Origin of the sequence: Kitasatospora sp. NPDC127116 (genome assembly GCF_042677365.1) — a bacterium.
Taxonomy (GTDB): Bacteria; Actinomycetota; Actinomycetes; order Streptomycetales; family Streptomycetaceae; genus Kitasatospora; species Kitasatospora lactacystinica.
In genome coordinates this window covers 118888-131780 of sequence record NZ_JBHXTL010000011.1, presented here as the reverse complement: position 1 = coordinate 131780, position 12893 = coordinate 118888, and the positions used below count along the sequence as shown (strand labels likewise).

Annotated in this window: 14 protein-coding genes; 7 read left to right on the top strand and 7 right to left on the bottom strand. The window is 73.9% G+C overall.

The window, feature by feature from the left end; genetic code table 11:
• Nucleotides 1-126 precede the first annotated feature (126 nt).
• The 6 genes from ACFVHV_RS07585 to ACFVHV_RS07560 all read right to left on the bottom strand — a co-directional run bounded on the left by ACFVHV_RS07585 (nucleotide 127) and on the right by ACFVHV_RS07560 (nucleotide 5489).
• On the bottom strand, nucleotides 127-549 hold the full coding sequence (locus ACFVHV_RS07585) for an SHOCT domain-containing protein (RefSeq protein WP_359915343.1): 423 nt from the start codon (nucleotides 547-549) through the stop codon (nucleotides 127-129).
• A 98-nt stretch (nucleotides 550-647) separates the two neighbouring features.
• Complete coding sequence (locus ACFVHV_RS07580) at nucleotides 648-1232, bottom strand: NUDIX domain-containing protein (protein ID WP_359915341.1); 585 nt, start codon at nucleotides 1230-1232, stop codon at nucleotides 648-650.
• Complete coding sequence (locus tag ACFVHV_RS07575) at nucleotides 1229-2389, bottom strand: type III polyketide synthase (protein ID WP_380349544.1); 1161 nt, start codon at nucleotides 2387-2389, stop codon at nucleotides 1229-1231. The genes ACFVHV_RS07580 and ACFVHV_RS07575 overlap by 4 nt, the downstream gene beginning before the upstream one ends.
• A 134-nt stretch (nucleotides 2390-2523) precedes the next feature.
• A complete protein-coding gene (locus ACFVHV_RS07570; RefSeq protein WP_380349541.1) occupies nucleotides 2524-3732 on the bottom strand; it encodes a cytochrome P450 in 1209 nt (402 codons plus the stop codon).
• A gap of 189 nt (nucleotides 3733-3921) precedes the next feature.
• Nucleotides 3922-4638 carry a response regulator transcription factor gene (locus ACFVHV_RS07565; RefSeq protein ID WP_359915336.1) on the bottom strand — a complete coding sequence of 239 codons (717 nt, stop codon included), beginning with the start codon at nucleotides 4636-4638 and terminating at the stop codon, nucleotides 3922-3924.
• A complete protein-coding gene (locus ACFVHV_RS07560) occupies nucleotides 4635-5489 on the bottom strand; it encodes a histidine kinase (RefSeq protein ID WP_359915334.1) in 855 nt (284 codons plus the stop codon). Before ACFVHV_RS07560 ends, ACFVHV_RS07565 begins: the two co-directional genes overlap by 4 nt.
• Nucleotides 5490-5607: 118 nt before the next feature.
• Here ACFVHV_RS07560 and ACFVHV_RS07555 point away from each other — a divergent pair, with 118 nt between their 5' ends.
• From ACFVHV_RS07555 to ACFVHV_RS07540, 4 genes are all read left to right on the top strand, one after another.
• Nucleotides 5608-6333 (top strand): ABC transporter ATP-binding protein, encoded by a 726-nt coding sequence (locus ACFVHV_RS07555; RefSeq protein ID WP_359915332.1) that lies wholly within the window; start codon nucleotides 5608-5610, stop codon nucleotides 6331-6333.
• Nucleotides 6330-8642 (top strand): FtsX-like permease family protein, encoded by a 2313-nt coding sequence (locus ACFVHV_RS07550; protein WP_359915330.1) that lies wholly within the window; start codon nucleotides 6330-6332, stop codon nucleotides 8640-8642. Before ACFVHV_RS07555 ends, ACFVHV_RS07550 begins: the two co-directional genes overlap by 4 nt.
• Before the next feature lie 141 nt (nucleotides 8643-8783).
• The gene (hemC, locus tag ACFVHV_RS07545; RefSeq protein ID WP_359915461.1) at nucleotides 8784-9719 is read left to right on the top strand and encodes a hydroxymethylbilane synthase; all 936 of its coding nucleotides are present in this window, start codon (nucleotides 8784-8786) and stop codon (nucleotides 9717-9719) included.
• An 87-nt stretch (nucleotides 9720-9806) separates the two neighbouring features.
• Entirely contained in the window at nucleotides 9807-10340 is a 534-nt protein-coding gene (locus ACFVHV_RS07540) for a hypothetical protein (protein WP_380349537.1), read from the top strand.
• Between the two features lies 1 nt (nucleotide 10341).
• Here the strand turns inward: ACFVHV_RS07540 and ACFVHV_RS07535 are convergent, their stop codons facing one another.
• Nucleotides 10342-10860, bottom strand: coding sequence for a winged helix-turn-helix domain-containing protein (locus ACFVHV_RS07535; RefSeq protein WP_359915464.1), 519 nt, complete (start codon nucleotides 10858-10860; stop codon nucleotides 10342-10344).
• A gap of 49 nt (nucleotides 10861-10909) precedes the next feature.
• Here ACFVHV_RS07535 and def point away from each other — a divergent pair, with 49 nt between their 5' ends.
• The 3 genes from def to ACFVHV_RS07520 all read left to right on the top strand — a co-directional run bounded on the left by def (nucleotide 10910) and on the right by ACFVHV_RS07520 (nucleotide 12834).
• A complete protein-coding gene (gene def / locus ACFVHV_RS07530) occupies nucleotides 10910-11500 on the top strand; it encodes a peptide deformylase (RefSeq protein WP_380349534.1) in 591 nt (196 codons plus the stop codon).
• Nucleotides 11497-12165 (top strand): class I SAM-dependent methyltransferase, encoded by a 669-nt coding sequence (locus ACFVHV_RS07525; RefSeq protein WP_380349531.1) that lies wholly within the window; start codon nucleotides 11497-11499, stop codon nucleotides 12163-12165. Before def ends, ACFVHV_RS07525 begins: the two co-directional genes overlap by 4 nt.
• Before the next feature lie 465 nt (nucleotides 12166-12630).
• A complete protein-coding gene (locus ACFVHV_RS07520) occupies nucleotides 12631-12834 on the top strand; it encodes a hypothetical protein (RefSeq protein WP_359900037.1) in 204 nt (67 codons plus the stop codon).
• The last annotated feature ends 59 nt before the right edge of the window (nucleotides 12835-12893 follow it).

Below are 12893 nucleotides of genomic sequence, written 5' to 3'. Positions count from 1 at the left end.
CGCGGGGCTCGGGGGCCCGGGGCGGCGGCCCAGGCCTCCCCGGGGGGGGGGGCCGCTCCCCCCACCGAGGGGCCCCCCCCGGCCCCGGCCGTGCGACCGTCCGGATCGTGGTGACCGTCCGGACGTTCAGGCCAGGACCTTCTCCTTGGCCTTCTGGTACTCCTCCTCGGAGATGGCGCCCTTCTCCTTCAGGTCCGCCAGTTTCGCCAGTTCGTCGGCGTGACTGCGGCCGGCGGCCTCGGGCCCGGACGTTGCCGCGTCCCGGACGTAGGCCTTGAAGGCGGCCTGGTTCTCCTGGGCCTGTTGGAGGTCGCGCTTGGTCATCGATTGCCCGCGGGCGATCAGGTACACCAGGACGCCGATCAGGGGCAGGATGATCACCAGGACCAGCCAGCCGGCCTTGCCCCAGCCGCTGAGGTCGTGGCTGCGGAAGATGTCCGTGATGATCTTGAAAAGCAGGAAGAACCAGAGGACCCAGAGGAAGAACTCCAGCATCGTCCAGAAGATGTTGAGCACCGGGTAGTCCACGGCCAGTGAAGTGGTGTCCATGGCTGAGTAATACCATCACAAAACGGACATCTTCACTTGGTGTTCCGCCGTTCAAGTGACCTTCCGCAGCCGCGGGAACGGCCGTCGGGGCCGGGCGCTCAGCCCAGGCCGGCCTGTCGGCGCAGCTCCACCGCCAGCGCGACCAGCTCGCCCCACCAGGCGTCGTGCCCGGTCAGCAGCAGCCGCTGGGCCTCCGCGGGCGGCACCGCGCGGACCTCGACCACCTGCTCGCCGTCCGTCGGGTTGGTCGGCGCGGAGTCCAGCGCCACCTCGCCCCAGCCCCACAGCCAGGCCTTCTCCGGGTGCGGCTGCCACGGCCGGTAGGGCGTCGGGTCCTCGGTGCGGCAGCGGTGCGCACCCAGCCAGTGCGGCTCGCCGAGCAGCCGGGCGCCCGCCTCCTCGCCCAGCTCGCGGGCGAGGCAGGAGACGATGCTCTCGTCCCGCTCCCGGGTGCCGCCGGGCAGGAACCAGTGGTCCCGGTCGTCCCGGCAGAGCACCACCCGACCGTCCGCGAAGCCGACCAGGTGGATGTTGGTGACCAGCGCGTCCGGCGGCAGCTCGGTGGAGAACTGCGCGTCGAACCGTCCCCAGCTCCAGTACTGCGGTGCGTGCAACGCCGGGAACCTCGCGGCGAGTTCGGCGGCTCTGGCGGAGGTGTCGGCGCGGTCCGTGGTGTCAGTCATTCGGCGATGGTAGTGCCGGCCGGGAAACGGCGGGGGGCGGTCGGATGGACGAGGGCAATGTCGGAGGTGGAGATGGCTCGTGGGCGGCGCGGGCGCGGCGCCTCGGCCGGTGCGCCGACCCAACTGCCCAGTGAGATCTCGGCGGTGATGCCCGGTCCGAAGCCCGCGATCAGTCCGGTGGTGCCCTCGGGCACGCCGCCGTCGGCGAACAGCCGGGCCAGGGCGTCGAAGACCACGGCACTGGCGATGTTGCCGCGCTCGGTGAGCGTCGCACGGCTGTAGCGGAAGGTGGCCGGCTCCAGGTTGAGGTAGCGGCACAGGTCGTCGAGGATGCGCGGGCCGCCCGCGTGCACGATGTAGAAGCCGAGCCCGGAGACGTCCCAGCCGTGCTCCCCGGCCAGGGCGCGCAGCGCGGGCGCGAGCATCTCCATGGTGCCGGGCACCCGCTTGTCCAGCTGGAAGTGGAAGCCGGTGTCCTTGACCCCGTACGAGATCCAGTCCTCGGTGTGCGGGACGAGGTGCGAGCCGTTGCGCTCGACCTGTACGCCGTACCCGCCGTTGTCGCGCATCACCACGGCGGCGACGGCGTCCCCGAACAGGCCGTTGGAGAGCAGCGAGCCGACGCCGAGGTCGGTCGGCTGGTAGCAGAGCGAGCAGAACTCGCAGGCGACGATCAGCACGTTGGCGCCCGGGTAGGCGCGGCAGAAGTCGTGCGCCCGGTTGACGGCGGCGCCGCCGGCCGCGCAGCCGAGCTGGGCGATCGGCACCTGGCGGGTGTCGGCGCGGAAGCCCATGGTGTTGATCAGCCAGGCGGTCATCGACGGCATCATGAAGCCGGTGCAGGACACGTAGACGATCAGGTCGATGTCCCGGGCGGTCAACTCGCCGTGGGCGAGGGCGCGTTCGACCACTTCGGGGACGCGTCGCTTGGCCTCGCGCTCGTACACCTCGTTGCGGACGGTGAAGCCCGGGTGGGTGAGGGTCCGCTCGATCGGCTGGACCAGGTGCCGGGTGCGCACCCCGGTGTTCTCGATCAGCCGCAGCGCCAGGCCGAGCTGGGGGTGGCCGGCGTGCAGGGTGCGGGCCAGGTCGAGGGTCTCGTCCAGCGTGATGACGTGCTCGGGCACGCCGATCGCCGGGCGGCAGAGAGTTGCCATGGGTGGGTCTCCCCTGGGGGCCTGCTGGCAGGCCGGTGGATGCGTGGAGCGGTACGGGCGCCGCGCGGCCGCGGGTGACGGGCGGCGGCGGGCGGGCGGCGGCAGGGTGGGGCGGCGGCAGGTGGGGGAGTCGGCTACCAGGCCACCGGCAGGGTGCGCGGGAAGCGCCAGATCGAGCCGGAGTTCCAGTCGAGTTCGGCGGGGTCGACGGCCAGCCGCAGACCGGGGAAGCGCCGCAGCAGGGTGCCGATGGCGACCTGCAGTTCCATCAGGGCCAGGTGCGAGCCGGGGCAGCGGTGCTGGCCGTGCCCGAAGGTCATGTTGACGGGCCCGGCGTCGCGGTCGAGGTCCAGCTCGTCGGGGCGCTCGTAGGCCGCCGGGTCCCGGTTGGCGGTGAGGTAGGAGACGTGCACGGCCTCGCCGGCCCGGATCGGCACGCCGCCCAGCTCGACGTCCTCGGTGGCGACCCGGGCGATGCCGACGCCCTGGCGGAAGGGGACGAAGCGCAGCAGCTCCTCCAGGGCGCGCGGCAGCGTCTCCGGCCGGGCGCGCAGCCCGGCGAGCTGCTCGGGGTGGGTGAGCAGGGTGTAGGTGAGGTTGCCGAGCTGGTAGGTGCTGGTGTCGTGGCCGGTGACCAGCAGGACCATCGCCATGACGGTCAGCTCGTCCGGGTCCAGCAGTTCGTCGCCGTCGCGGGCGGTGGCGAGGGCGCTGATCAGGTCCTCGCCGGGGTGGGCCCGGCGTTCGGCGGTCAGCTCGGCGAAGTAGCCGCGCAGGGCGGTCTTGGCGGCCTCCTGGCCGTCCCGGCTGCCCGGGCCCATCCGCATCATCGCCACGGCGTGGCCGCGCAGTTCGGCGCGGTCGGCCGCGGGGACGTCCAGCAGCTCGCAGATGGTGGCGAGCGGGAGGCGGTCGGCGAGGAAGCGCATCAGGTCGGCGGGGGCGCCGTGCTCGGTCATCTCGTCGAGGTAGCCGTCGACGGTCCGCTGGGTGGCCGGGCGCATCCGCTCGACCTGGCGGTTGGTGAAGCCCTGGGCGACCAGCCGGCGCAGCCGGTTGTGGGCGGGCGGGTCCATCAGGTTGATGGCCTCGGCCTGGGCGATCGGGGCGGGCGTCATCCGGGGCAGGTCGCGGCCGATGCCCGCGGCGCGGCTGAACCGGCGGTCGGTGGTGACGACCCTGACGTCCTCGTAGCGGGTGGCCAGCCAGGCCTCGCCCTCGCCGTGCGGCAGCCGGATCCTGGCGACCGGGTCCTCGGTGAGCAGTCGCTTCAGGAGGGGGTCGAACTCCAGGCCGTCGGTGTGGTGGAAGGGGCAGTCCCACACGGGGGGGTTGGTGGTCACGGGCCGGTCCAAGTGTTGTCGTCGTGCCGGGGGGTGGCGCCCGAGGTGTGTCGGTCCGGCTCGGGCGTGGACATGCAGATGGTGCCCCATGAATTGGCAAAAAGGGGAATTCGGTGAAGAGTTAACTCCAATGAGTGAGATTCGGATGATAGTCACGCGAATTGGTGCGGACGGGCGGCGAGTTGACGGTCAGCCGCCACCCGGCGCGACCAGCCCGGTCTCGTAGGCGAGCACCACCGCCTGCGCCCGGTCGCGCAGGTTCAGCTTGGCGAAGATCCGGGCCACATGGGTCTTCACCGTCGACTCGCTGAGCGTCAGTTCGCGCGCCAGCTCCGTGTTGGACAGCCCGCGCCCGAGCAGCGTGAGCACCTCCGCCTCGCGCGGGGTCAGCGGGGCGAGGTCGCGGTGCAGCGCCGGGCCCTCGGAGCCCGGGGCCGGCCGCGGCGCGCCGGCCGCGAAACGCTCGACCAGGCGCCGGGTGATCGAGGGGGCGAGCAGCGCGTCCCCGGTGTCCACCAGCCGTACGGCGGCGGCGAGGTGGGCCGAGGTGACGTCCTTGAGCAGGAAGCCGCTGGCCCCGGCGGACAGCGCGGCGTAGACGTAGTGGTCCAGGTCGAAGGTGGTCAGCATGATCACCCGGCAGCCGGGCACCCGGGCCAGGATGCGCCGGGCGGCCTCCAGGCCGTCCGTGCCGGGCATCCGGATGTCCAGCAGCGCGACGTCCGGGCGGTGCAGCACGGCGGCGGCCACCGCCTCGTCGCCGTCGGAGGCCTCGGCGACCACGTCGATGCCGCGCGCGGTGAGGATCATCCGGAAGCCGGTGCGGACCAGCTCCTGGTCATCGGCGATCACCACCCGCGGACGGCGCTCCGGCGGCTGCTCCGGGTCCGTGCGGCCCCCCGTCACGGCCGGTCCAGCGGGATCCGGGCGCGGACCCGGAAGCCGCCGCCGATCCGGCGCCGGGCGTCCAGGTCGCCGCCGTACACCGCGACCCGCTCGCGCAGGCCGAGCAGCCCGCGCCCGGCGCCGTCCGGCCCCGGCCCGGCCGGCGCGGCGGGTGCCCCGGAGAGCACGCTCGGACCGCTGTTCAGCACCTCCACCCGCAGGTAGTGGTCCGCGTAGCGCACCGTCACCTCCGCCGTCACCCCGTCCCCGTGCTTGAGCGCATTGGTCAGTGCCTCCTGGACGATCCGGTACGCCGTCACGTCGATGCCGCCGGGCAGCGGCCGCGGCTCGCCGGAGATCCGCACCTCGACCGGCAGCCCGGCGAAGGCGAACCGGTCGATCAGCGGGCTCAGCCGGCTCAGGCTGGGCTGCGGCGCGAACCCGTTCGCGGCCGGCTCCTCGCCGCCGTCCGCGGCGGGGGCGAGCAGGCCGAGCAGGTGCCGCAGTTCGGTCATCGCGTCCCGCCCGGCCGCCTCGACCGCGGCCATCGCTGCCGCGGCCTCCTCCGGCATGGTGGTCAGCACCTCGCGCGCGGCCCCGGCCTGCACCACCATCAGGCTCACGTTGTGGCTCACGATGTCGTGCAACTCGGCGGCGATCCGCGCCCGTTCGGCGTCCACGGCGGTCCGGGCGGCACTCTCCCGCTCCCGTTCCAGCAGCCAGCCGCGCTCGCCGACGGCCGCCCGGTGCAGCCGCCGCGCCCGGGCCAGCGCCACGCCCAGCCAGCAGGCCGCCGCGGCCGCCGCCCCGGCCGTCGCGAAGGCCGCCCACTCCCACCCCGATCCCCACACGGCACCAGCCTCCCAGGTCACGGCATGATCCACATCATCCGGGGGTGCCGCCCCCGTACATCCCGGGTACTACGGCCGCCCGCGGTTACACCCGGGGTGGGACGTGCCGGCGACGGCCCCGCGCCTACGGTCGTCCACCATGAGCAACGACCACGACGGGACCTCCCGGCCGGGCGACGCGCAGGTCGTCGTCGAGCTGTCCGGGGTCCACAAGGAGTTCGGCGACGCCAAGGCGCTCGACGGCGTCGACCTGCGGATCCGCGCGGGCGAGGCGGTCGCCGTGATGGGCCCCTCGGGCTGCGGCAAGTCCACCCTGCTGAACATGGTGGCCGGACTCGACCGGCCCACCGCCGGCACCGTCCGGGTGCAGGGCCAGGACCTCGGAGGGCTGAACGAGAACGGACTGGCCCTCCTCCGCCGCCGCCACATCGGCATGATCTTCCAGTTCTTCAACCTGATCGACGACCTCCCCGCCCTCGACAACGTCGCCCTGGCCGCCCAGCTGACCGGTACCAACGCCCGCCAGGCCCGCCGCCGGGCACTGGAGCTGCTGGACGAACTCGGCGTCGCCCACCGCAAGGACGTCTACCCGGCGACGCTCAGCGGCGGCGAGCGCCAGCGGGTCGCGGTGGCCCGCGCCCTGATGAACCGCCCGGCCCTGCTGCTCGCCGACGAGCCCACCGGCGCGCTGGACAGCCGCTCCGGCGAGCAGGTGATGGACCTCCTGATCGACCTCAACCAGATCGGGCAGACCCTGCTGATCGTCACCCACGACCCCGGCCTGGCCACCCGCTGCGCCAGCCGGCTGGTCGAGATGGCGGACGGCCGCGTGGCGAACGAGCGGATGCTGGAGCCGCAGTCATGACCGGCGCGGTGTGGCGGGCCTCCCGGGCGGCCGTGAAGCGCCGCCGGGTGCAGACCGTCGTGATCGGCCTGGTCGTCTTCTGCTCCACCGCGACGGTGCTGCTCGCCCTCGCGGTGATCAGCGCCGCCCGGGCGCCGTTCGACGCGGCCTTCGAGGCCGAGCGCGGTGCGCACGTCACCGCCGCCTTCGACCCGGCCAAGGCCTCGGCGGAGCAACTGGCCGCCACCGCCCACCGGCCGGGCGTCGAGGCGGCCGCCGGACCGTTCGACCAGGCCGTGGTGGAGATCCCCACGGACTGGGTCGGCCGCCCGCCCGGACCGCTGACCCTGGTCGGCCGGGCCGACCCGGCGGACGCGCCGGTGGACCGGGTGGACCTGCTGGTCGGCCGCTGGGCCACCGCGCCCGGCGAGGTGGTCGTCAACAACCCGGCCGGGGGCGCCGGGACGAGGAACCTCGGCTCTCAGCTCGTCACCAGCACGGGACTGAAGCTCACGGTCGTCGGCTTCGCGACCGGCATGAGCCAGTCCTCCGGCGGTTGGGTCACCCCCGCGCAGGCGGCCGCCCTGCACCCCACCGCCCGGCAGATGCTCTACCGCTTCACCGACGCGGCCACCGAGCAGCAGCTGACCGCCTCGCTCGGCACCGCCACCGAGGGCGCGCCCAAGGACGCCCTCACCAGCACGCAGTCGTACCTGGTGCTCAAGCAGGCCTTCTCGGCGGGCGCCGACGCCTACCTGCCGCTGATGACGGTCTTCGGCGTGCTCGGTCTGATCGTCGCCGCGCTGATCGTCGGCAACGTGGTGAGCGGCGCGGTGGTCTCCGGCTACCGGCACATCGGTGTGCTGAAGTCGATCGGCTTCACCCCGCGCCAGGTGGTCACGGTCTACCTGACCATGGTCTCGGTGCCCGCCGTCGTCGGCACCGTCCTCGGGACGGCGGCCGGCTGGGCGGCGGCGTACCCGATCCTCCGGACCGCGTTCTCCGGGATCTCGACCGGCTCCGCCGTGATCGAGCCGGCCGGCTGGCTGCCCGCCGCCACCCTGATCAGCGTCCCGCTGCTGGTCGTCCTCGCCGCGCTCGTCCCCGCCTCGCGCGCCCACCGGCTCTCCGCCGCCCAGGCCATCTCGGCCGGCAGCGCGCCGCGCACCGGACGCGGGCTGAAGGTCCAGCGCCGGCTGAGCGGCACCCGGCTGCCGCGCGCCGTCAGCCTCGGTCTCGGCCAGCCCTTCGCCCGCCCGGCCCGGACCGCGCTGACCATCGCGGCGATCGCGCTCGGGGTGGTCACCGTGACCGTGACCACCGGCCTGAGCAGCACCCTGACCAAGGTCATGGACTCGGCCGACGGCAGGACCCATGTCAACGTGCAGACCAGCCACTTCGCGGGCAGCGGGATCGAGCCCCGGCTGACCCCGGAGCAGACCGAGGCGATGCTGCACGCCGCCCCCGGCGCCGAGCGGGTCTCCGTCCGCGGGCTGGTCCGGATCGGCGTCGTCGGACAGCCCCAGCCCGTCTTCGCGAACTTCTACGGCGGCGACGCCATGGTCGACCACCGGCGGCTCGACGTGGTCGAGGGCCGCCCGGCGACCGGGCTGAACGAGGTCGAGGCCGGGCCGGCCTTCCTCGACCAGCACGGGATCAAGCTCGGTGACCGGCTCACCCTGGTCCTGGACGGCCGGCAGACCACCGTCACCGTCGTCGGCGAGGAGATCCAGGGCAACGCCAACTCGATCTCCTCGAACGACGCCACCAGGGCCCTGCTCACCCCCGACCCGCACGTGGTCGAGTACGACGTGCGGCTCGCCGACGGCGCCGACGCCGAGGCGTACCGGAAGGCCGTCACGGCCGCCGACCCGAGCCTCTCGTCCTCGGTCGTCACGGCGGGTTCGGCAGGGCCCGTCGTCGCGATCAAGACCTTCAGCACGACCTTCAGCGTCCTGCTGTCGGTGGTCGCCGCGCTCGGCGTCTTCAACACCCTGCTGCTCACCATCCGCGAGCGCCGCCGCGACCTCGGCATGCTGAAGTCGATCGGGATGACGCCCCGGCAGGTCGTCGCGATGACGGTCACCTCGGTGGCCTGGCAGGGCGTGGTCAGCGGCATCGTCGGCATCCCGGTCGGGGTGGTGGTGCACCGGCTGATCGCCGAGAACGTCCGGATCATCAACTTCCCGGAGGCGACGATGGACGTCTGGGGCGCCCCGCTGCTCGTCGGCCTCGCCCTCGCCGGCGTCGCGATCGCCGTCCTCGGCGCGCTCGTCCCGGCGCGTTCGGCGGCCCGGCTGCCGATCGCCGAGGTGCTGCACAACGAGTGAGCCCGCGCAGCGGTGACGACGGCCGGTCGGGACTCCCGACCGGCCGCCCGTGTTGTCCGAGCTTGCGGAATCCCGCGCCGCGTGTGTCATACCGGCTGACGCATGCTCAATCACCGCTGTGCGGACGCCTATCATCGCGCCATGGCCACCGCTGAGCTGATCCGCATCGTCTCCCGCTCCTCGCCCATGGCGCTCGCCCAGGTCGAGCGGGTCCGCACCGAACTCGCCGCCCTGCAGCCGGGCCTGCGCACCGAGGTGGTGCCCGTCACCACCTCGGGCGACCGCTGGACGGGTGATCTCGCCCAACTCGGCGGCAAGGGCGCCTTCACCAAGGAGGTCGACGCGGCGCTGCTCGCCGGGGAGGCCGACGTCGCCGTGCACTGCCTCAAGGACGTACCCGCCGACCGGCCGCTGCCCGCCGGCACCGTCTTCGCCGCCTACCTGCGCCGCGACGACATCCGCGACGCCCTCGTCCACCCCGGCGGCCTGCCGCTGGCCGCCCTCCCGCCGGGCACCCGGATCGGCACCTCCTCCGTCCGCCGGGTCGCCCAGCTCGCCGCCTCCCACCCCCACCTGGAGTGCGTCCCGATCCGCGGCAACGCCAACAGCCGGCTCGCCAAGCTGGACGCCGGGGACGTCGACGCACTGCTGCTCGCCGTCTCCGGCCTGGAGCGGATCGGCCGGCCGGAGCGGATCACCGAGGTGCTCGGCATCGAGGCGATGTGCCCGCCGATCGGCGCCGGCATCCTCGTCCTGCAGTGCCGCGAGGGCGACACCGCGACCATCGAGGCGGTCACCGGCCTCGGCCACCGCGACACCTGGCGCGAGGCGGCGGCCGAGCGGATGTTCCTGCACGCGCTCCAGGGCCACTGCAACAGCCCGATCGCCGGCTACGCCCGGGCCGAGCGGGACGGCCGCCTCTCGCTGCGCGGCCGCGTCTTCACCCCGGACGGCAAGCGGGTGCTGGACGCCCACGAGTGGGCGGGGGCGCTCAGCCCGGAGGACCTCGGGACCTCGGTGGCGCTGGCGCTCAAGCGGCAGGGGGCGCAGGAGCTGATCTCCTCGATCCCGCACTGAGGCCCGGCCTCCGGGCCAGGGGTGCCGCGGTCGGTTTTTCCCGTCGGAGCGAGAACCGGGCGGGTGCCCGGGGCGTCCGTCTGAGGCGTGATCAGTACGGTGCTCGGCGGGATGCCGATGTTCTGGCCCGGGCTGCTGCTCTCGCTGGTGCCCGCGGCCCTGTGGAACCGGCCGGTGGGGCGGTTGCTGCGAGCCCACTGGGTGGTGGGCTTCGTGCTGCTGCTCGGCCTCGGCGGGGTGGTCGTGGCGACGCTGCTGCCGGACGCCTTCCGGCTCACCGAGGGCGCCGTCCGGCACTGCGCCGTGGAGGGCGGCAGGCCGCGCTCGCCGTACGAGCTGCTGCACGTGCGGCACATCGAGCTGAAGCTGGCGACCTACGCCCCGGTCGGCTTCGCGGCCGCGCTGGCCGGGACGCGGCGGCGGGCGGTGGTGGCGCTGGTGGGTGCGGCGGTGCTGCCGTTCGCGGTGTCGGCGGTGCACTACGCGGTGCCGGCGATCGGGCGGGCCTGCGATGTGCAGGACGTCTGGGACGGGGTGCAGGGGGTCGCCCTGGGGGCGGCGCTGGGGCTGGTGGCGGGGCCGCTGGTGCGGGCGGTGCGGGCGCGGTCGCGCGCTGTCTGAGCTACTGGTCGAGGAGCGGGAAGAGCCGGGCGACGGCGGCGACCGGGCGGGCGCCGGCGGGCCGGGTGGCCGGGTCGGTGTCGCGGCCCCGGTAGCGGGCCAGCACCCGGCGGAACTCCTCGGCGACGGCGGCCAGTTCGGCGGGGGTCAGATGGACGACGGCGCTGAACGCCTCGTCCTGCTGCCACTCGGCCGGGGCCTCGGCGCGCCGGGCGAGCCAGTGCCGGTGGCTCTCGTCCTCCAGGCCGCGCGCCAGTTCGCCGAACCCGCCGTCGGTCTCCGCCCGTCGGGCTGTCGGCAGCCGCCACGGCCGGGCCCGCCCGTCGGTGGCCGGGGCCTCCTCGATCAGCCCGTACCGGGCCAGTTGCCGCAGGTGGAACGAGCAGAGGCCCGAGCTGAGGCCGAGCCGGGCGGCGGCCTCGGTGGAGGTGACGGTGCCGTGCTCGGCGAGCAGTTCCAGCAGCGCGGTGCGGACGGCGTGCTCGGGGAGGGAGCCGGTTCTGACGAGGTCTTCGGTCACTTTGCAAAGTCTGCTACTTTGCAAAGCTGACAGCAAGTCCATCGAGGGAGTGCCTGTGTCCGAGCTGCGCGAACGCCCGACCGTCCTGCGGATCACCGAGGTGGGGGAGGAGATCCTGCGCCGCACCTGCCGCCCGGCCACCGAGGAGGACTTCGGCAGCGAGCGCCTCGCCCGGCTGATCGACGACATGTTCGCCACCATGCACGTCGCCGACGGCTGCGGCCTCGCCGCCAACCAAGTGGACGTCGACCTGCGCCTGTTCGTCTACGACTGCCCCGACGACGACGGCGTCCGGCACACCGGCCACATCCTCAACCCGGTGATCGAGGAGCAGGAGCCCGGGCGCGCGCTCATCGAGGAGACCGAGGGCTGCCTCTCCGTCCCCGGCGCCAACACCGGGCTCGCCCGCCCGGCCCGGACCGTGGTGCGCGGGTTCAACCAGCACGGCGAGCCCATCACCATCGAGGGCACCGGCTACTTCGCCCGCTGCCTCCAGCACGAGACCGACCACCTGAACGGCGGGCTCTACATCGACCGGCTCTCCGCCCGCGACCGCAAGCGGATGATGAAGCAGACCGCCGACCGCCGGGAGAAGGTCTTCGCCGAGCGCGCCACCAGGGCCGCCAAGGCCGCGCGTTGACCGACCCCGCGTCGAACGACCCCGCGCACCTCGCCGCCGTCCGCGAGTCCTACGACACCGTCGCCGCCGACTACCTCCGCCTGGTCGTCCCGCCGGAGGGCATGGACCCGGTGTCCCGGGCGATGCTCGCCGCTTTCGCCGAGCTGGTACGGGAGTCGGGCGGCGGCGAGGTCGCGGACCTCGGCTGCGGACCGGGGCGGGTGACGGCGTACCTGGCGGGGTTGGGGCTGTCGGCCTTCGGGGTGGACGTGTCCGGCGGGATGGTCGCGCTCGCCCGCCGGGCCCACCCCCGACTGCGCTTCCTGCACGGCTCGATGGCCGCACTCGACCTGCCCGACGGCGCCCTCGGCGGCATCCTCGCCTGGTACTCCGTCCACCACACCCCGGCAGATCAACTGCCCGCGCTCTTCACCGAGTTCGCCCGCCTCCTCGCGCCCGGCGGCCACCTCCTCCTCGGCGGCCACGTCGGCGAGCCCCAACTGCTGCGCCCGGCCCGGGCGTACGGCCACCCGGTGACGTACGCCTCGCACCTCGTCCCGGCCGGGCGGCTCGTCGAACTCCTCGAACAGGCCGGGTTCACCGTCACGGCGCGGGTGGAACAGCCGAACCCGCAGCGGGAGGACCGCTCCTACGTCTGCCTGCTGGCCGAGACCCGTACGGAGTGAATCTGTCGGGTGGTGCGCCGAGGCGGCCTCGGTGGCGCCGGCGAAGGTGACGGATGCCTGCCAGGCGGCGTGGGAGAAGCTGAGCCGGGGGCCGCTCTTGTCCTTGGAGTTCGACCTCGCGGAGGCCCCTGATGCCCCTGATGCCCCCGATGCCCCCGATGCCCCCGATGCCCCCGACGGCCCCGATGCCCCCGGCGGCCCCGACGCGCCCTGAACCCCGCGAGACCCCACCGATCCTCCGAGTCACCAGGGGTGGGAAGTCGGCCCGTCCGACTTCCCACCCCGCCTGTCGGCGTCGTGGGCCCGGACCATCCCAGGTTTGTGGGATGTCCCCAGGCCGACCGCCGCTGCCAGGATGTGCCGCACGGAGCCGAACGCTCCGGCCGGGCTTCGGAGTTCGGGCTCCGCGGGCTGTCGCGGGGCTGCGCCGGAGCACCCGGCTCTCCGGCAGAGAGATCCACATCCATGAAGATCCGTCGACTGGCCGCCACCGCGCTCGCCGCGGCAGTGCTGGCCCCCGTGCTCGTCCTGGCCACCGGCGCCGAGGCGAACGCCTACCCGCGGCAGCTGTCCAAGAGGGAGCAGTGCACCGCGGCGTGGAACGTCAACTACTGGTCCGGTGGCGAGTCCTTCGCCCGCGGCCAGTGGAGGGCCTGCATGGGGGGCTGACCGCCTCCGCGGCCCCTGGCGCCCCGAGCGCCTCAGCACCCCAATGGGCCACAGGGCAG